Source organism: Seohaeicola sp., from assembly GCF_048006315.1.
Classification (GTDB): domain Bacteria; phylum Pseudomonadota; class Alphaproteobacteria; order Rhodobacterales; family Rhodobacteraceae; genus Seohaeicola.
Map to the genome: position 1 here is coordinate 845,764 of NZ_CP180350.1, position 21,733 is coordinate 867,496.

The window sequence follows — 21,733 nt, forward strand, 5'->3', positions numbered from 1 at the left end:
GATTCCGACATTTGGACTGCGGCTTGCGGCCTTGTATGCCACCGCATGCGTTTTGCAACCTGATCGCCCGCCTCAGCCCCGGCGCGCGGTCTCCAGATGGGCCCAGGCGCGCTGATCCGGCACATGCAGGCGCAGTTCGTCACCCAGGGCGATGCGCCCTTCGCGCTGCACCCAGGCGGTGACCCCGCGCCGCCCTTCGGCAGCGGGCTTGAACAGCTTGCCCTGCCCCGGATGCACCGTGTCCAGGCTGCGCGCCGGCAGAATGCAGGGCCGGTTCTGCATGTCGACGACCAGCGTCGCGCCCGATGGCGCCTGCAGGCGCGACGAGGGCGGCAGATGGCTCAGGTCCGGGATCCCCTCGATCACGATCGACGCGCCCAGCCGCGCAGGGTCCAGGCTGTCCAGCCCCATCTTCGCGGCGATCTCGGCCATCTCCTCGACCGAGATGATCGACAGCTGACGCTCGTTCGCGATGGGCGTGCCCTTCGGATGCTGCGAGGTCACGCGCGAGCAGGAGGCGCGCGTGCGCCCGCCATGCACCGATCCCGCGATCCCCTCGAAGGTCAGATCAAGCGCCTGGCGCGGTTCCGCCAGCAGGGCCTTGCGGTCCTCGGATGTCACGACACCCAGCCATGAGATACGGGCGCTGAACGCGGTCGGTTTGAGGGCGGGCATGGCGATGGGTCCTTTCACAAACAAAACAGATGCGACTCGCCACGCAAGACGCCGGGATGAGCGGACACTAGAGCCAGCCTTTCCGTTTGAAAAACAGATAGGGCAGGATCGCCGACAAAACCATCGCCCCCAGCGCCAGCGGATAGCCATAGGGTGCTGCAAGTTCGGGCATGCGCGCGAAATTCATCCCGTAGATCGACGCGATCAGCGTCGGCGGCAGGAAGACGACAGCCGCGACCGAGAATATCTTGATGATACCGTTCTGCTGGATGTTCAGAAGGCCAAGCGTCGCCTCGAGCATGAAGCTGACACGGTGGGATTGCGCCTCGGCATAATCGATCAGCGAGGTGATGTCGCGCAACAGGCGCTTGTCGCGCCCGTTCAGACCAAGGGCCTGATGATGCGGGGCGGGCACCTGGCCTTCAGCCGCGGCGGCCAGTTCCCTGTGCGCCGACAGGCGCATCTGCGCCATGTGGCTGACGATCCTCTCGATCGTCACAAGGCTGTCCTGCAGGCGCGAGTTCAGCTCTCCGTGATGGCCGATCTGCGCGATGACCGCCGACAGATCGACACCCCGCGCGCCCCGCGCCTTGCCGGCGACAGCGGGCTGGAAGATCTGGCGGCTCAGAAGGTCCAGCCGCCGGCTTTCGGCCTCCAGGATGTCGCCCCCGCGATCGACCATCACCTCCATCAGGGTCATCAGCATGCGGATCGGCGTGGTGCAATCGGCCTGCATCCCCGCCGCGCGTTGCGGCACATTGCTTAAGGAATAGGGGCGGTGATAGCGGATCGTGACCACCCGGCTTTGGGTCAGCACGAAGGTCACGGGTTCCATGACCGGGTCGGGTGTGTCGGCCCCTGCCAGCACGTTGGCCGTCAGGAACTGGATCCCGTTCTCGGAATAGATGCGCGCCGAAGGTTCGATGCCCCGCATCTCGTCGCGCGTGGGAAGATCAATGCCCAGCTCCGCCTCGACCGCCGCCTCCTCCTCTGGGGTGGGGGCCAGCAGATCGGTCCAGACCGCGCGCGGATCGGATGCGGGGGCCGCAACCAGACGCCCGGTCTCAGGCTCATGCAGGTAATCGTGGCGCATGGTGCGTCTCCGTTATCGCTGTCGGGCACAGATTAAGGGACGGCACGTATCGCAGCAAGGCAAGCGGCGGCAGGACGGAACCGCGCATCGCGCTTGCACATAAATGCCCCGGAGCGATCTTCACCGCGCCGCTATGTTGCGTCACTAGGCGTGCAGAACAGCAGGGTAGATGGCAAATGGTTTTCGGGTTTCGGCGCAAAGCGGTGGACAGCATCTCGGACCGAGCGTGGCAAGAGACGCTGGCCTTCTAACAGCATGGCCAGCATGTCAGCCAGATCAAGCATGGCACGATCCTGCATCCGAAGACGAACCCGCAGCACTATCCCGGTGTGACGCAAGAAGACTGGATGGCTATCGGGCAATATGACCTGATGGCGGATATCGTGCGGACGGCTGGCGCCGACCGGATCGAGGATGTGACAGGCCCCTACCGGACATTCCTGCACCTGATCGCCGTCACCGCCGTCGCGGATGACGCAGGTTTCACGGCGGCGATGGCGCAGGCCCCGGCCGGCATGGCCGAACAGTTGCGCTCGATCCGCGCGGGATGGGCCACGGCACGCTTGGCGCCGATGCCCCGCGCCCTGCCCGGCGAAAGCGACAAGATGCTGCTGGCCCGGCTCAATCGGGGGATGACGGTTTCAGCGGCCTATGCCCTTGGTCTGACGCAATTGCGCTCTGGCAGCTTCGTGGACAATGCCACGCAGCATTTTCTGCTGCCCTATGCGGTGCAACGCTACCGCGCAGTGGCGGCGAAGACCTCCGGCTTCTGGCAGACCGCACCCGAATAAACGGGGCTGACCCACCCGGAGCGCGCGGGGCTGAACTCAGACCGTCAGGGTAAAGAACATCCGCCGGAACGGGAAAAGCACCGTGCCATCGGCGGCGGCGGGATAGACCTTGTCCATCACCGCCTCATAAGCGGTGATCAGCCGCGTCTGTTCCGCAGCGCTCAGCGCGGCCAGGATCGGCCGGGCATAGGTTGTCTCGGTAAAGCGCCGCACGGGGTGGCCATCTTCGCAAGCATCAAGTTGCTGATAATATTCGGTTTCCCACAGGCTGAGCTCGCCCAGAGGCGACAGAAGCCGGTGATATTCGGCCGGGCGCAGGACGCCGGGGCCCTGCTGCGGATCGACGCGGCCGGGAAACAGCTCCTCGGCCAGCGACAGCCAGAGGCGGTGCGACGGCGCGTTGTTCTGATGCGGCACCTGCACGGCCAAGGTGCCCCCCTTGGTCAGCATCCCGGCTAGCCGCGGAATGAGGCTGGCGTGATCCGGCAACCAGTGCAGCACGGCGTTGCAGAAAATCAATGCGGGCGGCGCACCGTCGGGGGACCATGTGGCGATATCCGCCTGCCGCAAGCTGTCATAAAGGCCAAGGGCCTCTGCCTCGGCCAGCATCGCGGGCGAGCTGTCGATGCCCGTGACGGGCCTGCCGCGTGTTGCAAGGGCGGCGGCAGCGGCACCATTGCCGCAGCCCAGGTCGATGACCGGCCCGGGCGGCAGCGGGCCAAGCGCGCGCAGAAGATCCATCGCGGGGCGCAAGCGCAAACCCCGGAACCTGCTGTAGGTCCCGGGGTTCCAGTCGTTATCAGGCGCGGCTGACATTACGTCGGCTCTGGCTCCAGACCACCGGCGGGTTTCGCCTTGGGTTTGGTCTTGGGGATCGCGGTGACCGAGGCGGCATTGCCCTTGTCGGACTTGTCTTCCTCGTCATCGCTGGCGCTGGGGGGATCGCCACGCATGACGCGCTTGATCTCTTCGCCGGTCAGGGTCTCGTATTCCAGAAGACCCTGGGCCAGACGTTCCCATTCATCCTTGCGCTCGGTCAGGATCTGGACGGCCCGTTCATAGCCCTCCTGGATGAAGCGTTTCACCTCTTCCTCGATCAGCTCCTTGGTATGGGCCGACACCGAGAAACCTGCCGTGTTGCCCGAATATCCCTCATGCGCTTCGGCATAATCGATATTGCCGACCTTGTCGGACATGCCCCAGCGCATGATCATCGCACGGGCCAGCGCGCTGGCTTGCTGGATGTCACCGGCCGGGCCATTCGACACGTTCTCCTCGCCGTATTTGAGGATCTCGGCCGCCTTGCCCGCCATGGTCATGGCCAGCTTTTCCTCGCATTCGGCCTTGTGCCAGTTCAACCGGTCGATCTCGGGCAAGGACACCACCATCCCCAGCGCGCCGCCGCGCGGAATGATTGTGGCCTTGTAGACCGGGTCGCATTTCGGCAGGGCCAGACCGACAACGGCATGGCCAGCCTCATGATAGGCGGTCTTTTCCTTCTGGTCGGGCGTCAGCACCATCGAACGACGCTCGGCCCCCATCATGACCTTGTCCTTGGCATTCTCGAAATCGACCATGGTCACGAATCGCCGCCCCACACGGGCAGCCATCAGCGCGGCCTCGTTCACGAGGTTCGCCAGATCGGCACCCGAGAAACCGGGTGTGCCGCGCGCGATGATGCGCATGTCGGCGTCAGGGCCCAGCGGCACCTTGGCGGCATGCACACCCAGGATCTTTTCGCGGCCCTTGATGTCGGGGTTGGGCACGGTCACCTGGCGGTCAAAACGGCCCGGACGCAGCAGCGCGGGGTCCAGAACGTCGCGGCGGTTGGTGGCCGCAAGGATGATCACGCCTTCATTTGCCTCGAAACCGTCCATCTCGACCAGCAGCTGGTTGAGGGTCTGTTCACGTTCGTCGTTGCCACCGCCGTAACCGGCACCACGCGCACGGCCAACGGCATCGATCTCGTCGATGAAGACGATGCAGGGCGCGTTTTTCTTGGCCTGTTCGAACATGTCGCGCACACGGCTGGCACCGACACCCACGAACATTTCCACGAAGTCGGACCCCGAGATGGTGAAGAAGGGCACACCCGCCTCGCCCGCGATGGCGCGCGCCAGCAGCGTCTTACCGGTACCCGGAGGGCCCACCAGCAGCGCGCCTTTGGGGATTTTGCCGCCAAGACGGCTGAATTTCTGCGGGTTGCGCAGGAATTCGACGATCTCTTCCAGTTCTTCCTTGGCCTCGTCGATGCCGGCCACGTCGTCAAAGGTCACGCGGCCATGCTTTTCGGTCAGCAGCTTGGCCTTGGACTTGCCAAAGCCCATGGCGCCACCTTTGCCACCACCCTGCATCCGGTTCATGAAATAGACCCAGACACCGATCAGCAGCAGGAAGGGAAGAAGCGACAGGATGAAGGTCTGGAAGCCCGACTGTTGCTGACTTTCGGCCGTCACCGGCACGTTGTTGGCAATCAGAAGGTCCGTGACCTGTGCATCCTCGGGCTTGATCGTCACGTAATCGCGTCCATCGGTGCTGCGATAGCGGATCTGCTCACCGTCCAGCGTCGCCCGGCTGACCTGCTCGTTTTCCACGGCCCGGACAAATTCCGAATAGCTGATATTCTGGCTTTGCAAGGTGTTTCCGGATCCGCTGAACAGGTTGAAAAGGGCCAGTATCAGCAGGAACAGAACGACCCAGAAAGCGATGTTTCGCGCGTTGCCCAAGGCATGTCTCCCACAAATCTTGCGGCCCGTGGCAAGATGCGACGAACCATAGCCGTAAAATAGGCAACAAATGGTTTACTTCAATGCGAAAGCGCCGTGTCGTGAAAATCCGCGACAATCCGCGCGATCCAACCCTGGCCCCACCCGGCCAGCGGCGCCGCGACAAGCCTGTCGCCCCGCCAGATCGCGGGCGACGCCAAAAGCGATGCACGCGCCCGGCCCGTTTCACGCCAATCGGGGCAAAGCCGCAACCCCGCCTCGCCCAGGGCGGCAAGGCACAAGGCGGGATCATGCGGCCCCTCCAGCCGCCAACGCCCATCCCAGACGGCATCCGTGGCGCAGCGCAGATCGCGTACAGCGTTGAATTCGCGAAAGATTCGCAAACCGCCCCGCTCTTGCCGCAGAATGCAGCCCATCAGGGTGCGCTGCCCGTCCATGCCACCTTCTGCAAGCAATGACAGGATATCTTCGCGCCGGGGGGGATAGGCGGCCGTTCCGACCCAGACCAGCGCCGCAACCAGAATACGGCGGCGCAGGTCCAGCGGATGCGCTGCAAGACCATCCCAATCCACGACCAGATCGCCGTGATCCTGACGCACCATGCTTTGTGACAATCCCGCCGCGCAGGCGTCAAGCGCGTCGCGCGCCTCGTCCATGTGCTGCGACACGCGTGCCAGCGTCGCGGCATCGATGCCCAGAGGGGCCAGCGCCGCAAGCGCCGCGCGGGCACGCACCCTTTCGAAGCGGCTGTCGTCATTGGACGGATCTTCGATCCAGTCCGCGCCGATGCCGCGCAGAAAGGCACGCAGCGTGGCGCGGTCGGTCCCCAGCAGCGGGCGGCACCAGGTCACGCCGTTGCGCGGAAACCGCGCGGCCATGCCGGACAACCCGTCCACACCGGCCGTGCGCGCAAGGCGCATCAGGAAAGTCTCGGCCTGATCGTCGCGCGTATGCCCCAGAAGGATCGTGCCGATCCCTTGCGCCCGCGCCCAATCGGCGATCAGGGCGTAACGGGCGGCGCGGGCCTGGGCCTGCAGGTTGCCCTGCCCGTCCCAGCCTTCCCAGCGCAGGGTGTCATGTGGCACCCCCAGCGCCTTGCAGATCGCGGCCACGCGCGCGGCCTCATGGGCGCTTTCGGCACGAAGCCCGTGATCGACCGACACCGCATGCAGCGGTCTGCCGGAACCGGCAGCCACCGAGTGCGCAAGATGCAGCAATGCAACCGAGTCCCCGCCCCCCGATACGGCAAGGGCAATCGCACCGGGATCCGCGTTCTCGATCGCCAGCAACACGACCGTGCGGGCTGCGGCTGCACCGTCAGCAGCCCCCTGGCTCAAAGGCATCCAAGGCGCGCGCGCGCCTCTTGCGCGGGGACGACGCTGGCGGATTGCGGGAAGCGAAATCCGACCTCCTGCAAGGTGGTGCAGGCTTCCTGCGTCTGGCCCAGACGTCCCAGCGCCTCGCCCAGAAGGAACAGGGCCTCAGGCGCCTGCGGACCGGTCTGATCGGTCGTGAAGGCCGACAGATAGGCGCGCGCGGCACCGCGCACGTCGTCCAGCTGTGCCAGGGCCTTGCCCCGGTTCACATCGGCCTCGGCGCTCAGCGGTCCGCCCGGATAGGTCTCGTTAAAGGCCGCAAAGAGGTCCGCGGCGCTGCGAAAGTCACTTGACGCGAGCGCCGCCGCCGCCCGCTCGAAATCAGCGCGTTCACTGACGGCCAGTTCGGTCTCTGGCGCGGCCAGGGTCGGGGCCGGCTGCAACGGCGCGGCGATCTGCCCCGTCGTGGCCGGTGCCGTGCCGCCGCCCAGTGTCGTGGTCTGACCCAGCTTGCCGATGTCGCACCCCGGCTCCAGCTCGCAGAGGCGGAATTCCAGGTCGCCCAGACGGGTCGTGCCGTCGGACACGATGGCATTGATGCGGAATTCCAGCTCCTCGGTCTTGCGGGTCAGGCGTTGCAGTTCGCTTTCCATCAGGCCGACACGGTCCAGAACGCTGCCGCCGGGGATGGTGACCCCCGGCGCGCCGGTGGTGGACAATTCACGGCGCAGGCGCTGCACCTCGACGAAAAGGACCGACATTTCCTGCCGGATATCCGCCAGGGTCTGGCTGTCCTGCGCCGGGGCAGCCTGCGGCAGCGCCAGGCCAAGGCCCAGAGCGGCGGCCATGACGGCCAAGCGCAGGTGGTTGGGGATCAGCCCCGGCCGGGATGCAGCGCGATACGTCATGAATGCCCCCCGATCAGCCGGACAGGCCGGCCGAGATCACGGTCACGGCGCGGCGGTTCTGGGAATAGCAGGCCTCGTCGCTGCACAGCTCGATGGGGCGTTCCTTGCCATAGCTGATCACCCGCAGGCGACTGGAGGCCACACCGCGCGAAATCAGGTATTCCTGCACGGCATTGGCACGGCGCGCGCCAAGGGCAAGGTTGTATTCGCGCGTGCCCTGCTCGTCCGCATGACCTTCGATGATGGCGACATAATCGGTGTTGGTCATCAGCCACTGCGCCTGACCGTCAAGAACCGCCTGGTACTGCGGCGTGATCGACGACTGGTCGACCGGGAACAGCACGCGATCACCGATCGTCTGCTGGAAATAGAGCGGCGACCGCGGGTCGGACGCGCTACCGGGTGCGCCGATACCGCCGATACCGCCCGCGCCACCGGCCCCGCCTGCGCTGTCGAAACGGTCGGGATTGGTGCAAGCGGCCAGCGCGAGAACCGATGCAAGGATAATGCCGCGCGAAAGAAGTGCCATGGAAGATGCCTCGTTTTTGTTGTGTGTCATCTGGGTTTGCCTGTGTCTGTTCCGTTCTTAGCATAATCGCGGGGCCAAGGGAATCGATGCCCGCGCGATCGGCTTATCTTTGCAACGGGGACCATGCCGGATCGGATGCCCCGCCCTCGGTCCTGATCTGCTTGAGGTTGCGCCCCGAGATGTCCACGGAATAAAGCGAAGCTGCCCCGGACTCGCCTTGCGTCTCGCGGGTGAACATGATCACGCGGCCGTTGGGCGACCATGTGGGGCCCTCATCCAGGAAGGATGCGGTCAGCAGGCGCTCTTCGGATCCGTCGGTGCGCATCACGCCGATATGGAACCGGCCCTTGGACTGCTTGGTAAAGGCGATCAGGTCACCGCGCGGCGACCAGACGGGCGTGCCGTAACGGCCCTGGCCAAAGCTGATGCGCTGCGGCTCGCCGCCATTCGCGCTCATGATATAGAGTTGCTGTGTGCCGCTGCGGTCGCTTTCAAAGACGATCCGGCTGCCGTCGGGGCTGAAGCTGGGCGCGGTCTCGATCGAGGGTGTCGATGTCAGACGCGTGGTCGCGCCCGAATTGATGTCCATCCGGTAGATGTCGGTATTGCCGCCGGTCGTCAGCGAATAGACCACCGTGTTGCCGTCGGGGGCAAAGCGGGGCGCAAAGCTCATCGTGCCTTCCTGCGTGGGCAGGGCGCGCCGCCCGACCGATGCAACATCCATCACGTAGATGCGCGGAAACCCGGATTCGTAGCTGGTGAACAGGATGCGGTCCCCCGTGGGCGAAAACCGCGGTGCCAGCACGATGGCGTTGCTGTCGGTCAGATACTGCACGTTTGCGCCGTCATAATCCATGATGGCCAGACGCTTGCGGCGGTCGTCCTTGGGGCCGGTCTCGGCCACGTAGACCACGCGGCTGTCGAAATATCCGCCCTCGCCCGTGATCCGGCTGTAGACCGCATCGGCCACCTTGTGCGCCATGCGCCGCCAGCCGGCCTGCGTGCCGTTGAACTGCAGACCATCGCCAAGTTCCTGTCCGGCAAAGACGTCATAAAGGCGGAACTTGACCGCGATAGACCCGTCGCCCCCGACGCTGACCGCGCCCGAGATCAGCGCCTGCGCGTTGATGGCCCGCCAGTCGGCGAATTGCACGGGGCTGTTGAAACTGGTGATCTGGCTGATGAAAGCATTGGACGGGATCTCGCGGAACAGGCCCGTTCCGGTCAGGTCCTCGGCCACAACCCGCGAGATCGCCCGCGCCAGTTCCGCCGCCGCGGCGTTCTCGGCCACGAAATCGGGATTGGCGAAGGGCAAGGGCTCGATCACGCCCTCGGTGATCTCGATGCGCAGAGGGCCGGTCTGAGCCGCCGCCGGCATGGCAAGAACGACCAGGGCCGCCAGCAGGGTCAACACACGTGTCATTATCTGATCCTCATGTTCTCGGGATTGAACGTCATTTCGATTTCGCGCCACTGGGCGTATTTGTCCCGCGGCAGGTTGAAGCCACTGGCCCCGCAGCGGATGATCGCGCGGCGCGCGGATTCAAAGGCCTGGCGTGCGGCGGCCTCTGACCCGCCATCATAGCTGAGCATCCTGAGGGTCTCGTTCATGGGACGTCCATCTTCGGACATCGAGACCGCGACGACAACCGTTGTGCGCAGGGCCTCGGAGGACAGCGATCCCACGTTCCAGCATTGCTGCACGGCCACGCGCAGCGCGTCACGCTCGCCCGAGGTCATGGGCGGCCCGCTCTGCCCCGCCGGGGTCGGTGTCGCGGGCGCCGCACCCTCAAGCGCCTGGCGCAGCGCGTCATTGACCGCGTCAGAGGTCGAAGGCTGCTGCACCGCGGGTTGCTGCGGGGCGGGCTGCGGCGTCGGCTGCTCGCGCGGGGCTTCAGCCACGGGTTCGGGTCGCGCGGGACGGGTGCGGGGGCGCACTGACGTCGTCGGCGCCGCCGAAGGGGGCTCTGTCGCCTCGGTCACGATCTGGGTTGTCGCTTCCTCCGGCGCGCCGGCTTCGGCCTCTTCGCGTGGCGTCTCGGCGGCCTCGTCCGGCACGACCTCCTCGGTCACGGTATCGGCCACGCGGGTGTCCGGCTCGGGGGCGGCCACGGGTTCGGGGGCCACGCGCTCGGCCGGGCGCGGCACGGGGCGCGACGAATTGTCAGGCGCCAGAACGACCTGTTCCTGCGGCGGCGGGGCCAGAACGGGGGCGGCATCCGACACCTCGGCAGGCTGCGGCGGCAAGGCCTCTGCGGGCTGCGGCACGGGATCGGGCGGCGGCGCTTCGGTCACCTGCGGCTGGACCGGCTGCGGCGGCGTGGGGTCGGGCTGGCTTTCGGCAGGCGGCGGCGCCTCCTGCAGGGCGGGCGGCGGCGGCACGGCCACATCGGTCGTGGCCTCCGGCGGCTGGACAGCGGCCATCATCGCCTCGAACTCGGCCCCGGAAATGACGGACACCTCCGTTACCTCAAAGGGTTCCGGGGTGGAGTTGAACATGCCGCCAAACAGCACGAACAGGATCAGGGCGATATGCCCGGCGCCAGAAATGTAATAGCCGATCCGCACGGCGCCCCTCAGTTGCCCTGCCCGGCGGGCTGGCTTCCATCAAGGGAAGGCCCGCCAAGATCGGTCACCAGACCGATGTTGGAAAAGCCACCGCGGTTCAGCGCGCCCATCACCGTGACCACCTCGGCATAGGGCACCGCGCCATCCGCGCGCAGAAAGACGCGGTCACCCTCACGCTCGGCGGCAATGGCCTGCAGGCGCGGAACCAGCTCGTTCAGGGGCACTTCGGTCATCATGATCATGACCTGCCCATCGGCCGTCATGGTGATGCTCAGCGGCTCTTCCTGCTCGGCGGGCAGCGATGTGGCGGCCGTCTTGGGCAATTCCACCGGCACGCCGACCGTCATCAGCGGCGCCGCGACCATGAAGATGATCAGAAGCACCAGCATCACGTCCACGAAGGGCGTGATGTTGATCTCGGACACGACACCGGCGCGACCTGCACCGCGCCGCCGTCCCCGGCGCGATCCGCCACCACCGTTCTTGACGACACCCGCACCCATCGCTCAGCTGTCCAACTGACGGCTGAGGATGGTCGAGAATTCATCGGCGAAGGCGCCGTAGCCCCCGATGATGCGATCCGCATCCGCGCTCAGCTTGTTGTAATAGATCACCGCGGGAATGGCCGCGACAAGGCCGATGCCCGTGGCCAGCAGCGCCTCGGCGATACCGGGGGCGACCACGGCCAGGCTGGTGTTCTGCGCCTTGGCGATCTCGATGAAGGAATGCATGATCCCCCAGACCGTGCCGAACAGGCCGATGAAGGGGGCCGCCGATCCGATGGTGGCCAGAACCGTCAATCCTGATTGCAACTGGTCTGCTTCCTTGGCGATGGCGACATCCATGCTGCGGTCGATCCGCGAGGTCGCCCCCGCGATCAGCCCGCCATCGTTGCGGTGACTGCGCCGCCATTCCATCATGCCCGCCGCAAACACCCTTTGCGAGGCGCCTGCAGGCTCGGGACCGATCTGGTCGAACAATTCGTCCAGCGGCTCGCCCGACCAGAAGGCCGCGTCGAAATCGGTGGATTCGGTGCGCGCCTTTCGGAAAAGGATCGTCTTCTGGATGACGATCGCCCATGTCCAGAAGGAACACAGGACCAGCATGATCATGACCAGTTTGACGACGATAGTGGCGCGGGCAAACAATGCCCACATGGTATAATCCGCCGTGGCGGCGCCAGCGATGATTTCGGTTTCCATAAGCCTGCTCTTGGTGTCGGCCGCTTTTGCGGTCCATTTGGCAGGCAAACTACCTTAGTTGAAAGGGGAAGGCCAACACATCTGCGTCATTCGATCACGTCAATGCAACATATGGCGGATATTTGCCGGCATACGGGCAGGATGGCCGGTGTCTGTGATCACGACAACCGTCACGACGGCATGAAACAGCCGATCCTCGCCGCGCTTGACCACCTGGTCCATCACAAGCCGCGCGCCTGTGACCTGGATCACCTCGGTCTCGACGACCAGCGCGTCGTCCAGCCGCGCGGGCAACAGGTAATCCGCCTCGACGCGGCGCACCGCGAAGACAAGCCCCTGCGCCTTCATGGCGTTCTGGTCGATGCCAAGGCCACGCACCCAATCGCTGCGCGCGCGTTCTATATAGCGCAGGTAATTGGCGTAATAGACGATCCCCGCCATGTCGGTGTCCTCATAGTAGACGCGGATCGGCAGGGTATGGGGCATGGGTTGGTCCTTCGGATCAGGATGGTTCGGGCCAAACTTGACCACAAACCACCCCGACCGCAAGGCTCAGAGCATCACGGCCGCACCCAGGCCCCGCTCCTGCGCGCCGCGCATCGCCACATGCGCCACCGCCAGATCCTGCAGACCGACGCCAGTGCCGTCGAAGACGGTGATCTGATCGGCGCTGGTGCGCCCCTTGTGGGTGCCGTTGATCACGGCACCGATGGGGGTGATGTCACCCTCGCTGATCAGCCCCGCACCTATGGCATGCTGCGCCTCGCCAATGGTGACGGATTGCGCCACCTCGTCGGTAAAGACAGAGGCCGCCGCCAGCAGGTTGGCATCCACCTCCTGCTTGCCCTTGGTGTCGGTGCCCATGCAGGCCACATGCGTGCCCGGCTTGATCCAGTCCCGCATCATCAGCGGCTCGAAGGCCGAGGTGATGGTGATGATCACATCCGCCGCCGCCCCCAGCGCCTCGCGCTCGACCGCCTCGAAGGGCAGGCCCAGTTCGGCCGCGACCGCGGCCAGCTTGGGCAGCATCTCGGGATGGGGGTTCCAGGCCAAGACCTTTTCGAACTTGCGCTGGCGCACCGCCGCGCGCAGCTGGAAGGCGGATTGATGCCCCGCCCCCACCATGCCGAGAACCCTGGCATCGGGCCGCGCCAGATGGGCAATCGACACCGAAGACGCTGCCGCCGTGCGGATCGCCGTCAGGTAATTGCCACCCACCAGCGCCTGCAACTGGCCGGTATCGGGGTCGAACAGGAAGATGGTGGACTGATGATTTGTCAACCCGCGCGCCATATTGCCGGGCCAAAACCCCCCTGATTTCACGCCAAGCGCCATGCCGGCCTTGTCAAAACCCGACTTGAAGCCGTAAAGCGCGTCCGCATGGCCCAGCGCCTCGCGCACCACCGGAAAGTTGCGCGCATCGCCCCGCGCCATGGCGGCGAAGACACCCTCGACCGCCGTAAAGGCGGCCTCGGGTGTCACGACCTGGGCGCAGACATCCTCGGGGATGATCAGCAGTTCGGGCATATCAGAACGCCTTGCCGCGCGCCGAGACGGGCCACAGAGTTTCGACCTTGCCGTTCCGCACGCCGACATACCAGTCATGCACGTTGCAGGTCGGATCGCAGTGACCGGGGACAAGGCGCAGCTTGTCGTTGACCTTGAGCACACCATCGGGGTCGGCCACGACACCATGTTCATCCGAGCATTTCACATAGGTCACATCGGTGCGACCGAAGATCACCGGCAGCCCGCTGTCCACCGACTGCGCCTTGAGGCCGGCGTCCACGATGGCCTTGTCTGCCTTGGCATGGGACATCACGCTTGTCAGGATGAACAGCGCGTTCTCCCACTCGCCCTGATCGATGCGCTTGCCGTCCTTGTCCAGGATGCGGCCGTAATCGGCATCCATAAACGCGTAGGATCCGCACTGCAGCTCGTTGTAGACGCCCGAATTACCTTCGAAGTAATAGCTGCCGGTGCCGCCGCCGCCGACGATGTCGCATTCCAGACCCTCGGCCTTCAGCCCCTCGACCGCGTCACGCACCTGCGCCACAGCGATGTCGATCTTGGCCTTGCGGTCATCGTAGTTGTCCATGTGCTGCATCGCGCCCTGATAGGCCTGAAGCCCGGCGAATTTCAGCCCCGACGCCGCGTCGATCGCCTTGGCGATCTCGATCACCGCAGGCGTGGTGGTGACACCGCAACGCCCTGCCCCGCAGTCGATTTCCACCAGGCATTCGATCTGCGTGCCATGACGCACGGCGGCAGCCGACAGATCGGCCACGTTGGTCACATCATCCACACAGCAGATCGCGCGCGCGCCCAGCTTGGGGATCCGCGCCAGACGGTCGATCTTGGCCGGGTCGCGCACCTGGTTGCTGACCAGCACATCCTTGATGCCGCCACGGGCGAAGACCTCGGCCTCGGACACTTTCTGGCAGCAGACGCCGCAGGATCCGCCAAGGCTTTCCTGCAACAGCGCCACATCGACCGATTTGTGCATCTTGCCATGCACGCGGTGACGCACACCCATATCCTTGGCGAATTTGCCCATCTTGGCGATGTTGCGCTCCAGCGCGTCCAGATCGAGGATCAGGCAGGGCGTCTGGATCTCGGATTCATCCATGCCGATGGCGGCCGGAATGTCATAGCCGACTTCGAGGTCGGACAGGTTCACATGCTTGTTCATCGCGTTTCTCCTCAGCCCTTGAACCAGGGCAATTTGTCCATGTCGACGTTGCCGCCGGTGATGATGACGCCGATGCGCTTGCCGGCAAAGACGTCAGGGTTTTTCAGGATCACCGCCAGCGGCACGGCGCAGCTGGGTTCGATCACGATCTTCATGCGCTCCCATGTCAGTTTCATGGCCGCGATGATCTCGTCCTCGGTGGCGGTCAGGATATCGGTCACATGGTTTGAGACATAGTGCCATGTGTTTTCCTTCAACGGCACTTTCAGACCATCGGCTACCGTCACCGGCGCGTCATCAGCGATGATATGCCCGGCGCGGAAACTGCGCGCGGCATCATCGGCATTCAGCGGCTCGGCGGCGTAGATCTTCACCCCCGGTGCAGTGCTGGATACGGTCAGGCAGGTACCCGAGATCATGCCGCCGCCGCCGATGGGGGCCACGACCCCCTCGATCCCGTCGACCTGCTCCATCAGTTCGCGCGAACAGGTGGCCTGCCCGGTGATCACGCGCAAGTCATTGTAGGGATGCACGAATTCCGCGCCGGTTTCGGCCACGACCTGTTCGAACACTGCCTCGCGGCTGCTGGTCGAGGGCTCGCATTCCACGATCCGGCCACCATAGCCGCGCACGGCGGCCTTCTTGGCCTCGGGTGCGGTGCGCGGCATGACCACGGTGCAGGGAATGCCCCGCCGCCCTGCCGCATAGGACAGCGACAGCGCATGGTTGCCGCTGGAATGGGTGGCGACGCCACGCTCCAGCTTGTCCTCGGACAGGCCGAAAACCGCGTTGCAGGCACCACGCACCTTGAAGGCGCCCGCCTTCTGGAAGTTCTCGCATTTGAAATGCAGATCCGCCCCGGTCAGGTCGTTCAGATAGCTCGAGGTCAGGACCGGCGTGCGGTGGATATAGGGACGGATGCGGTCATGGGCCGCGATCACATCGTCGAAGGTCGGATAGATCATGTCTTTCATGGCACCCTCAGGCTGCGGATTTCAGGACAACAGAGCGCGAGGCGCGGAAATGATCCTGCGCGGCGGCAACACCCGATCCCAGGCGGACCGGATAGTTCAGATCGGCCATGGCCATTTCGATCCCGGCAAGGCCCGACAGGACCATGACATCGGTCAGCATGCCCAGGTGCCCGATGCGGAAGGCGCGGCCGTTCATCTGGCCCAGCCCCACCCCGAAGGACAGGCCATAGGCGGAAAACACGTGTTCGGTCAGGGCGTTGCTGTCAAAGCCCTTGGGCACATAGATGGCGCTGACCGTATCGGAATAAAGATCGGGCGACTGCGCCACCAGGTCCAGCCCCCAGGCACGGGTCGCGGCGCGCACGCCCTGCGCCAGCCTTGTGTGGCGGGCATAGACATTGTCCAGCCCCTCCTCGAACAGCATCTTCAGGCTTTCGCGCATCCCGTAGATCAGTTGCAGCGGCGGGGTATAGGGAAAGCCGCCCTTGGCGTTGCTGGTCATCATGTCGCGGAAATCAAAGAAGGTGCGCGGCAGTTTCGCGCCCTCCATGTGGTCAAGCGCCTTGGCGCTGACCCCCAGGATCGCCATGCCGGTCGCCAGCATGAAGCCCTTTTGCGATCCCGCGACCGCGATATCCACGCCCCAGGCGTCCATCTCGAAGGGCATCGACGCAAGGGAGCTGACGCAATCCACCATCAACAAGGCCGGGTGGCTGGCCGCATCCATCGCGGCGCGCACGGCGGCGATGTCGGATTTCACGCCCGTGGCGGTTTCGTTATGCGTGACCAGCACCGCCTTGATCTTGCGGGCGGTATCGGCGCTCAGCGCCGCCTCGAACCGATCCGCTGGCGCCCCTGCACCCCAATCGCACTCGATGATCTGCACGTCCAGACCGTGGCGCTGGCACATGTCGATCCAGCGGTGCGAGAACATGCCGTAGCGCGCCACCAGAACCGTGTCGCCCGCTGACAGCGTGTTGCTGATCGCCGCCTCCCAACCGCCGGTGCCGCTGGCGGGGAATGTGATGACATGGCCCGTGGTCGTGCCGAAGACGCGCTTGGTGTCCTCAAGCACGGGCGCCAGAGTTTCAACGAAATCCGGGGCCCGGTGATCGCGGGTCTGCACATGCATCGCAAGACGCAGACGGTCGGGGATATTGGTCGGTCCGGGAATGAAAACAGGATTCTGGTCAGACATTGTCGCTCTCCTCCAAGGATCATCCGAACATACCACAGCTGCCCCGTTCCACAATTTTCTCAAAACCCTTTTTCATTTATGAAATTAAAATAACTAGCTATTGTTTATATTTGTTTTTTTCGTTTTCAAAAAATTTTTTCATTCCATTATTGAAAATATTTTTCATAAGTGTTCTTGTGCTGCATGGCAGCATGATCAGCAGGGAATCACACAGGTGGCACAGGCGGAACGCAAGGCACGGGGGCGGCCCAAGTCACCCTTCACGGATACGGGCAGCCAGACGATGCAGGCGCTGGATCGCGCGCTGGGGGTGCTGAATGCGCTGGCGCGGCTGGAACGCGCCTCGCTCACGGATCTGTCGCTGGCGCTTGGCATTCCCACCGCCACGACCCATCGCATCCTGACCACGCTGCAAAAGCACCGTTTTGCCGAACTTGACGAGGCCACGCAGGACTGGATGGTCGGGATCGAGGCGTATCGCACCGGCGCCTCCTTCCTGAAACGGATGAACCTGGCCGATATCAGCCGCCCCGTAATGCGCGCCCTGATGCAGGCCACGGGCGAGACCGCGAACCTCGCCATCCGCGACGGGGCCGAAGTTGTGTTCATCGGCCAGATCGAAACGCCCAACCCGATCCGCGCCTTCTTCAACCCCGGCACACGCACGCCGATGCATGCCTCGGGCACCGGCAAGGCGATCCTGGCCACCCTGCCCGAGGATCGCCTGCGCGCCCTGATCCAGTCCTCGGGCTTGCCCGCTTTCACCGACAGCACCCTGTCCACGCCTGCCGCCCTTTTCGCCGATCTGGAACAGACGCGCGCGCGGGGATGGTCCTTCGATCAGGAGGAACGCCATATCGGCATGTCCTGCATCGGTGCCGCCATCTTCGACGCGCAGGGTCAGGCCGTGGGCGGCGTGTCGATTTCCGGACCATCGGCGCGCTTCGATACCCGCAGCAGCCTTGATTATGGCCGCCAGGTCGCCGAGGCCGCGGCCGAGATCACCCGCGCCCTGGGCGGTCGCGTGCCCGCCTAACCCCTATTGCGATTGCGCCGCCTGCAGCCGCGCCTGCAGGCGCAGCGCATGGACGGGATCGCGCGCCACCACCGGCATCACCGGATCATAGGCCGCGCGGATCAGCCCCGCGATCTCGGGGCGCAGGATCGTACGCCCCTCCAGCACGGCAAGGGGCGAGCGGTCGCGAAACGCCGTGTCCGACCATAGCAGGATGGTCTGCACCACCTGTGACAGCGCCAGCACATCGGCCGATACCGCCGACAGCGCCTCATCCATCCGCAGGAACACGAAACTGGCCTTGATGCCCCCATCGGCATCGAAGCGGAAAATGCGGTACTGATTGGCATCCACGGCCTTCAGCTTTGCCACCAGCGGCACAAGGTCGGGCACCAGCCGGTCAAGATTGGGGACTTCGGGCAATTCATCCCAGTCGCGGAAGAAAAACACCATCAGGTTCGCGCCCAGTTCGGGATCGGTCTCGGCCATCTTGTGTCCTGCCAGCGCCACAACCGCCTCAAGCGCGCCCTTGACGATCTTCAGCGTGTCCTCTTCAACCCCGAAGACCACAGGCGCGATCGGCCTGCCCCAGCGGGCAAAAGCATAGGACCCGTCGGCGCGGGTGAACAACGCCTCGACTTGCCCGACCGTCAACGCCTCAGCCATGCCGCGCCCCTTCCTTCATCGTTCCGAAACTCCTCAAGACCCCGCCTCAGCCAAACAGATCGGCCTCGCGTTTGGGCGCATCCAGCCCCAGATGGGTCCAGGCCTTCTGCGCCAGCATCCGCCCGCGCGGAGTGCGCTGGATCAGGCCCTGCTGCAACAGGAAGGGTTCGATCACCTCTTCCAGCGCGTCGCGGCTTTCCGACAGGGCCGCCGACAGCGTCTCGATCCCCACCGGGCCGCCGCCGTAATTCTCGGCGATCAGGCGCAGGTAACGCCGATCCGCCCCATCCAGCCCCAGATGATCCACACCCAGCCGTGTCAGCGCGTAGTCGGCAATCTCGCGCGTGACGCGGCCATTGCCCTCGATCAGGGCGAAATCCACCACGCGGCGCAGCAACCGGCCCGCGATGCGGGGCGTGCCGCGCGACCGGCGCGCGATCTCCATGGCACCGCCTTCTTCCGCGGGCGCACCCAGCAGGCGGGCATTGCGCACCACGATCTCGTAAAGCTCGGCATCGGTATAAAAGACCAGCCGCGTCGGAATCCCGAAACGGTCGCGCAAGGGCGTGGTCAGCAGCCCCATCCGGGTCGTCGCCCCCACCAGCGTGAAGGGCTGCAATTCGATGCGCACGGTGCGCGCGGCGGGGCCTTCACCGATCACCAGGTCCAGCTGGAAATCCTCAAGCGCCGGATACAGCACCTCTTCCACAGCGGGGTTCAGACGGTGGATTTCGTCGATGAACAGCACATCGCGGGCTTCGAGGTTGGTCAGGATCGCCGCCAGATCGCCCGCCTTGGCCAGAACCGGGCCGGATGTCATCCGAAAGCCAACCCCCAGTTCGCGCGCCATGATCTGCGCCAGCGTGGTCTTGCCCAGACCGGGGGGGCCATGAAACAGCGTGTGATCCATCGCCTCGCCACGCTGGCGGGCGGACTGGATGAAGACCCGCAGGTTCGCGCGAGCCTCGGCCTGGCCGATGAACTCGTCCAGACCCTGCGGACGCAGGGCGCGGTCATTGTCCTCGGGCTGGCGTTCGGGGTCCAGGATCGGATCGGGCTGTGTCATCTCTTACCCTTTCGGGGCCAGCGCCTTGAGGGCGGCGCGGATCAGGGCGGCGGCCTCGGCCTCGGGGGCATCGGCGGCGGCGCGGGCCACGGCCCCTGCGGCATCACCGGGGGAATAGCCCAGGTTCGTCAGGGCCGACAAGGCATCCGATTGCGCGGCGGCACTGCCCGAGGGGCGCGCGGGTGCCGCAGGCTTGCGCGGTGCGGGCGCGGGTGCGTCATCCAGAACCTCGCCCTCGGGCGTTGCAGGCGCCGTGCCCATGGCGGCGGCCAGTGTGCCGCCCATCGCCATGACGCCAGGGGCCTTGTCCTTCAACTCGATCACCACGCGCTGCGCGGTCTTGGGACCGATCCCCTTGGCGGCCTTGATCGCGTTGATATCGCCCAGCATGATCGCGCGGCTGACGCCTTCGGCCCCCAGCGCGCCGAGGATCGCCAGCGAGGCCTTGGCCCCCACCCCCTGCACACCCATCAGCAGGCGGTGCCATTCCTTTTCCAGCAGCGTCGGAAAACCGTAAAGCTGCATCAGGTCCTCGCGCACCACCATGTCGGTGTAAAGCGCCACGACATTGCCCGGCCCCGGCAGGGCGGCCAGCGTCCGGTCCGAGCAATAGACAAGGTATCCCACGCCCGCCACGTCGATCAGCACGTGATCCTCGGTGCGGTAGTCGATGCGGCCCGTCAACTTGCCGATCATGCGCTGGCCTTTCGGATTGCATTCGCAAGAGCGCTGCCGGCCGCGCCGTGATGGGCGTGACAGATAGCAATGGCCAGCGCATCGGCGGCATCGGGTCCGGTCAGCACCACGCCGGGCAATTGCATCCTGACCATGTGCTGCACCTGTTCCTTGGCGGCATGGCCCACACCCACCACGGTCTTCTTGACCGCATTGGGCGCATATTCGGCGACATCAAGCCCCGCCTGCGCCGGAACCAGCAGCGCGATCCCGCGCGCCTGCCCCAGCTTCAGCGTGGCAACACCATCCTTGTTGACGAAAGTATGCTCGACCGCGGCGGTGTCGGGGCGGTATTGCGCCAGCACATCGGTCAGTTGCCGGTGCAGCGCCAGCAGGCGCAGCGACAGATCGTCCCCCGCCGAATGACAGATGCCATTGGCGACATGGGACAGGCGGCTGCCATCGACATCGATGATGCCCCAGCCAAGGTTCCTCAAGCCGGGATCGATCCCCAAAACCCGCATCATCTGCCCCTGCTCTGTTGCTTTTTTGATGCACTAGCACGAAAGGCGAACAAAGGCCAATCCGAAAGCTTGGGCAGGCTGCAGGGCGGCGGTGCCCGCCCACGGGATGCTGCAACGCAGAAAATCGTCGGATACCGTCGCTTCACCATCCGAATGCGACAGAAAATGTGTCCTATTTTAGCCTTGTTTTATTGATGAATCCGTCACATCCGACCCATGCAAAAGCCGCATAAGACCTATGCAGTCAGCCCGTCTTGTGCGGCAAATAAAGGCACTCTATGTGCAGCCGCAGAAAGAGACCCGCACGGGTCTTGACATCACTTGCATCAATCAACGCGCAAACGCGCAACCGAGGATTTGAAAATGGCTGTTTACGACGCCCCCCGCACGACCGCCCAGGCCGCTGGCCTGACCGGCTTCTTCTCGACCATGGTCGGCGCTTTCGCCGCGTGGAACGACGCCCGTGTGACCCGCAACGCCCTGTCGCGTCTGTCGGATCGCGAACTGGAAGATATCGGCCTGTGCCGTGGTGACATCGACGTCGTGGTCAAGAACCGCTGATCACGACGCCCGGTCCCCTGTACCGGATGAAAAAAGCCGCGCGTCCCCCCCAGGGTCGCGCGGCTTTTTGATTTTCAGGACCACCGCGCCATCCCCCCGGCCTGCGGCAGGGTGCAGTTCAGCCCGCGTGGACGGGATCAGAAATTCGGCAACTGATCGCGGATCGCGCTGGCCAATGCGGTGCTGACCGGATCCATCTGCATCACCCATGCGCCCGCGCGTTCAACCGTCGATCCCGCACGCAGCTTGTCAAGCCGGTCCTCGTAGACGGGCTGGCCCAGGCTGGCCAGGATCAGGGCCTTGAAGCATAGCAGGCCGACGGCCAGGAACAGGAATGACTTGATAGGCAGGCGCGCACGTTTGCGGCGGGGCTTGACGACGATCAGACCGTCTTCGCCCACCACCGATACATATCCACCGGCCATATTGACGCGCTTCCGGTTGATACGCCGGATACGGTTGTCGAATTCAAAGAATGCGTCTGACATGTCAGAGCTCCAGATATCGGCCCCCACCAACATCTTCATAAAATTACCGCCGAATTAAGGCAAAAA

Annotated in this window: 24 protein-coding genes; 3 read left to right on the forward strand and 21 right to left on the reverse strand. The window is 64.8% G+C overall.

What is annotated here, in order from left to right:
• Window positions 1-72: 72 nt before the first annotated feature.
• Window positions 73-675, reverse strand: coding sequence for an MOSC domain-containing protein (locus tag ACMUJL_RS04245; protein WP_375570229.1), 603 nt, complete (start codon window positions 673-675; stop codon window positions 73-75).
• Window positions 676-742: 67 nt separating this feature from the next.
• Window positions 743-1,768, reverse strand: a complete 1,026-nt coding sequence (locus ACMUJL_RS04250; RefSeq protein ID WP_375570227.1) for a magnesium transporter CorA family protein — start codon at window positions 1,766-1,768, stop codon at window positions 743-745.
• 347 nt (window positions 1,769-2,115) lie between these two features.
• Here ACMUJL_RS04250 and ACMUJL_RS04255 point away from each other — a divergent pair, with 347 nt between their 5' ends.
• On the forward strand, window positions 2,116-2,559 hold the full coding sequence (locus tag ACMUJL_RS04255; RefSeq protein ID WP_375570225.1) for a hypothetical protein: 444 nt from the start codon (window positions 2,116-2,118) through the stop codon (window positions 2,557-2,559).
• Window positions 2,560-2,595: 36 nt separating this feature from the next.
• On the opposite strand, the gene ACMUJL_RS04260 is transcribed toward ACMUJL_RS04255, so the two are convergent.
• From ACMUJL_RS04260 to bhcA, 14 genes are all read right to left on the reverse strand, one after another.
• Window positions 2,596-3,300 carry a methyltransferase domain-containing protein gene (locus ACMUJL_RS04260; RefSeq protein WP_138177015.1) on the reverse strand — a complete coding sequence of 235 codons (705 nt, stop codon included), beginning with the start codon at window positions 3,298-3,300 and terminating at the stop codon, window positions 2,596-2,598.
• A 74-nt stretch (window positions 3,301-3,374) separates the two neighbouring features.
• Window positions 3,375-5,285, reverse strand: a complete 1,911-nt coding sequence (gene ftsH, locus ACMUJL_RS04265) for an ATP-dependent zinc metalloprotease FtsH (protein ID WP_068291915.1) — start codon at window positions 5,283-5,285, stop codon at window positions 3,375-3,377.
• Window positions 5,286-5,365: 80 nt separating this feature from the next.
• Window positions 5,366-6,628, reverse strand: coding sequence for a tRNA lysidine(34) synthetase TilS (tilS, locus tag ACMUJL_RS04270; protein WP_375570222.1), 1,263 nt, complete (start codon window positions 6,626-6,628; stop codon window positions 5,366-5,368).
• Window positions 6,619-7,509: a tol-pal system protein YbgF gene (ybgF, locus tag ACMUJL_RS04275; protein WP_375570220.1), complete on the reverse strand. Its 891-nt coding sequence runs from the start codon at window positions 7,507-7,509 to the stop codon at window positions 6,619-6,621. The genes tilS and ybgF overlap by 10 nt, the downstream gene beginning before the upstream one ends.
• A gap of 13 nt (window positions 7,510-7,522) precedes the next feature.
• Complete coding sequence (pal, locus tag ACMUJL_RS04280) at window positions 7,523-8,038, reverse strand: peptidoglycan-associated lipoprotein Pal (RefSeq protein ID WP_068292105.1); 516 nt, start codon at window positions 8,036-8,038, stop codon at window positions 7,523-7,525.
• Between the two features lie 103 nt (window positions 8,039-8,141).
• Window positions 8,142-9,461, reverse strand: coding sequence for a Tol-Pal system beta propeller repeat protein TolB (gene tolB, locus ACMUJL_RS04285; RefSeq protein WP_375570218.1), 1,320 nt, complete (start codon window positions 9,459-9,461; stop codon window positions 8,142-8,144).
• Complete coding sequence (locus ACMUJL_RS04290) at window positions 9,461-10,606, reverse strand: energy transducer TonB (RefSeq protein ID WP_375570216.1); 1,146 nt, start codon at window positions 10,604-10,606, stop codon at window positions 9,461-9,463. Before ACMUJL_RS04290 ends, tolB begins: the two co-directional genes overlap by 1 nt.
• An 8-nt stretch (window positions 10,607-10,614) precedes the next feature.
• Window positions 10,615-11,109 carry a protein TolR gene (tolR, locus tag ACMUJL_RS04295; RefSeq protein ID WP_068291923.1) on the reverse strand — a complete coding sequence of 165 codons (495 nt, stop codon included), beginning with the start codon at window positions 11,107-11,109 and terminating at the stop codon, window positions 10,615-10,617.
• Between the two features lie 3 nt (window positions 11,110-11,112).
• A complete protein-coding gene (tolQ, locus tag ACMUJL_RS04300) occupies window positions 11,113-11,808 on the reverse strand; it encodes a protein TolQ (RefSeq protein ID WP_068291925.1) in 696 nt (231 codons plus the stop codon).
• Window positions 11,809-11,907: 99 nt separating this feature from the next.
• Window positions 11,908-12,294: a tol-pal system-associated acyl-CoA thioesterase gene (ybgC, locus tag ACMUJL_RS04305; RefSeq protein ID WP_375570213.1), complete on the reverse strand. Its 387-nt coding sequence runs from the start codon at window positions 12,292-12,294 to the stop codon at window positions 11,908-11,910.
• Between the two features lie 66 nt (window positions 12,295-12,360).
• The gene (bhcD, locus tag ACMUJL_RS04310; RefSeq protein WP_375574008.1) at window positions 12,361-13,326 is read right to left on the reverse strand and encodes an iminosuccinate reductase BhcD; all 966 of its coding nucleotides are present in this window, start codon (window positions 13,324-13,326) and stop codon (window positions 12,361-12,363) included.
• Window positions 13,327-13,336: 10 nt separating this feature from the next.
• Window positions 13,337-14,500 carry a 3-hydroxy-D-aspartate aldolase BhcC gene (bhcC, locus tag ACMUJL_RS04315; protein ID WP_375570211.1) on the reverse strand — a complete coding sequence of 388 codons (1,164 nt, stop codon included), beginning with the start codon at window positions 14,498-14,500 and terminating at the stop codon, window positions 13,337-13,339.
• Between the two features lie 11 nt (window positions 14,501-14,511).
• Window positions 14,512-15,474, reverse strand: a complete 963-nt coding sequence (gene bhcB / locus ACMUJL_RS04320) for a beta-hydroxyaspartate dehydratase BhcB (RefSeq protein ID WP_068291934.1) — start codon at window positions 15,472-15,474, stop codon at window positions 14,512-14,514.
• Between the two features lie 7 nt (window positions 15,475-15,481).
• A complete protein-coding gene (bhcA, locus tag ACMUJL_RS04325) occupies window positions 15,482-16,672 on the reverse strand; it encodes an L-aspartate--glyoxylate aminotransferase BhcA (protein ID WP_375570208.1) in 1,191 nt (396 codons plus the stop codon).
• Window positions 16,673-16,886: 214 nt separating this feature from the next.
• Here bhcA and ACMUJL_RS04330 point away from each other — a divergent pair, with 214 nt between their 5' ends.
• Window positions 16,887-17,708 carry an IclR family transcriptional regulator gene (locus ACMUJL_RS04330; RefSeq protein ID WP_068291943.1) on the forward strand — a complete coding sequence of 274 codons (822 nt, stop codon included), beginning with the start codon at window positions 16,887-16,889 and terminating at the stop codon, window positions 17,706-17,708.
• A gap of 3 nt (window positions 17,709-17,711) precedes the next feature.
• On the opposite strand, the gene ACMUJL_RS04335 is transcribed toward ACMUJL_RS04330, so the two are convergent.
• From ACMUJL_RS04335 to ruvC, 4 genes are read right to left on the reverse strand one after another with little or no spacing between them, the layout of a single operon-like run.
• Entirely contained in the window at window positions 17,712-18,353 is a 642-nt protein-coding gene (locus tag ACMUJL_RS04335; RefSeq protein ID WP_068291946.1) for a hypothetical protein, read from the reverse strand.
• Between the two features lie 46 nt (window positions 18,354-18,399).
• Complete coding sequence (ruvB, locus tag ACMUJL_RS04340) at window positions 18,400-19,419, reverse strand: Holliday junction branch migration DNA helicase RuvB (RefSeq protein ID WP_068291949.1); 1,020 nt, start codon at window positions 19,417-19,419, stop codon at window positions 18,400-18,402.
• 3 nt (window positions 19,420-19,422) lie between these two features.
• Entirely contained in the window at window positions 19,423-20,115 is a 693-nt protein-coding gene (gene ruvA, locus ACMUJL_RS04345; RefSeq protein ID WP_068291951.1) for a Holliday junction branch migration protein RuvA, read from the reverse strand.
• Window positions 20,112-20,618, reverse strand: coding sequence for a crossover junction endodeoxyribonuclease RuvC (ruvC, locus tag ACMUJL_RS04350; protein WP_082896344.1), 507 nt, complete (start codon window positions 20,616-20,618; stop codon window positions 20,112-20,114). Before ruvC ends, ruvA begins: the two co-directional genes overlap by 4 nt.
• 363 nt (window positions 20,619-20,981) lie before the next feature.
• On the opposite strand from ruvC, the gene ACMUJL_RS04355 reads away from it, so the two are divergent.
• Entirely contained in the window at window positions 20,982-21,179 is a 198-nt protein-coding gene (locus tag ACMUJL_RS04355; protein WP_068292108.1) for a DUF1127 domain-containing protein, read from the forward strand.
• Between the two features lie 137 nt (window positions 21,180-21,316).
• Here ACMUJL_RS04355 and ACMUJL_RS04360 read toward each other — a convergent pair whose 3' ends face one another.
• Window positions 21,317-21,667 carry a hypothetical protein gene (locus ACMUJL_RS04360; RefSeq protein ID WP_068291957.1) on the reverse strand — a complete coding sequence of 117 codons (351 nt, stop codon included), beginning with the start codon at window positions 21,665-21,667 and terminating at the stop codon, window positions 21,317-21,319.
• Window positions 21,668-21,733 lie beyond the last annotated feature (66 nt).

What these genes read in the sequence shown, in the direction of transcription:
- ACMUJL_RS04355 (WP_068292108.1), top strand. Translation starts at nt 20,982, where the DNA reads ATGGCTGTTTACGACGCCCCCCGCACGACCGCCCAGGCCGCTGGCCTG.
- ACMUJL_RS04255 (WP_375570225.1), top strand. Translation starts at nt 2,116, where the DNA reads ATGGCTATCGGGCAATATGACCTGATGGCGGATATCGTGCGGACGGCT.
- ACMUJL_RS04260 (WP_138177015.1), bottom strand. Translation starts at nt 3,300, where the DNA reads ATGGATCTTCTGCGCGCGCTTGGCCCGCTGCCGCCCGGGCCGGTCATC.
- ACMUJL_RS04335 (WP_068291946.1), bottom strand. Translation starts at nt 18,353, where the DNA reads ATGGCTGAGGCGTTGACGGTCGGGCAAGTCGAGGCGTTGTTCACCCGC.
- bhcB (WP_068291934.1), bottom strand. Translation starts at nt 15,474, where the DNA reads ATGAAAGACATGATCTATCCGACCTTCGACGATGTGATCGCGGCCCAT.
- tolB (WP_375570218.1), bottom strand. Translation starts at nt 9,461, where the DNA reads ATGACACGTGTGTTGACCCTGCTGGCGGCCCTGGTCGTTCTTGCCATG.
- ACMUJL_RS04250 (WP_375570227.1), bottom strand. Translation starts at nt 1,768, where the DNA reads ATGCGCCACGATTACCTGCATGAGCCTGAGACCGGGCGTCTGGTTGCG.
- bhcC (WP_375570211.1), bottom strand. Translation starts at nt 14,500, where the DNA reads ATGAACAAGCATGTGAACCTGTCCGACCTCGAAGTCGGCTATGACATT.
- bhcA (WP_375570208.1), bottom strand. Translation starts at nt 16,672, where the DNA reads ATGTCTGACCAGAATCCTGTTTTCATTCCCGGACCGACCAATATCCCC.
- ybgC (WP_375570213.1), bottom strand. Translation starts at nt 12,294, where the DNA reads ATGCCCCATACCCTGCCGATCCGCGTCTACTATGAGGACACCGACATG.
- ruvB (WP_068291949.1), bottom strand. Translation starts at nt 19,419, where the DNA reads ATGACACAGCCCGATCCGATCCTGGACCCCGAACGCCAGCCCGAGGAC.
- ACMUJL_RS04245 (WP_375570229.1), bottom strand. Translation starts at nt 675, where the DNA reads ATGCCCGCCCTCAAACCGACCGCGTTCAGCGCCCGTATCTCATGGCTG.
- tolQ (WP_068291925.1), bottom strand. Translation starts at nt 11,808, where the DNA reads ATGGAAACCGAAATCATCGCTGGCGCCGCCACGGCGGATTATACCATG.
- ruvC (WP_082896344.1), bottom strand. Translation starts at nt 20,618, where the DNA reads ATGCGGGTTTTGGGGATCGATCCCGGCTTGAGGAACCTTGGCTGGGGC.
- tilS (WP_375570222.1), bottom strand. Translation starts at nt 6,628, where the DNA reads ATGCCTTTGAGCCAGGGGGCTGCTGACGGTGCAGCCGCAGCCCGCACG.
- pal (WP_068292105.1), bottom strand. Translation starts at nt 8,038, where the DNA reads ATGGCACTTCTTTCGCGCGGCATTATCCTTGCATCGGTTCTCGCGCTG.
- ruvA (WP_068291951.1), bottom strand. Translation starts at nt 20,115, where the DNA reads ATGATCGGCAAGTTGACGGGCCGCATCGACTACCGCACCGAGGATCAC.
- ybgF (WP_375570220.1), bottom strand. Translation starts at nt 7,509, where the DNA reads ATGACGTATCGCGCTGCATCCCGGCCGGGGCTGATCCCCAACCACCTG.
- ACMUJL_RS04360 (WP_068291957.1), bottom strand. Translation starts at nt 21,667, where the DNA reads ATGTCAGACGCATTCTTTGAATTCGACAACCGTATCCGGCGTATCAAC.
- tolR (WP_068291923.1), bottom strand. Translation starts at nt 11,109, where the DNA reads ATGGGTGCGGGTGTCGTCAAGAACGGTGGTGGCGGATCGCGCCGGGGA.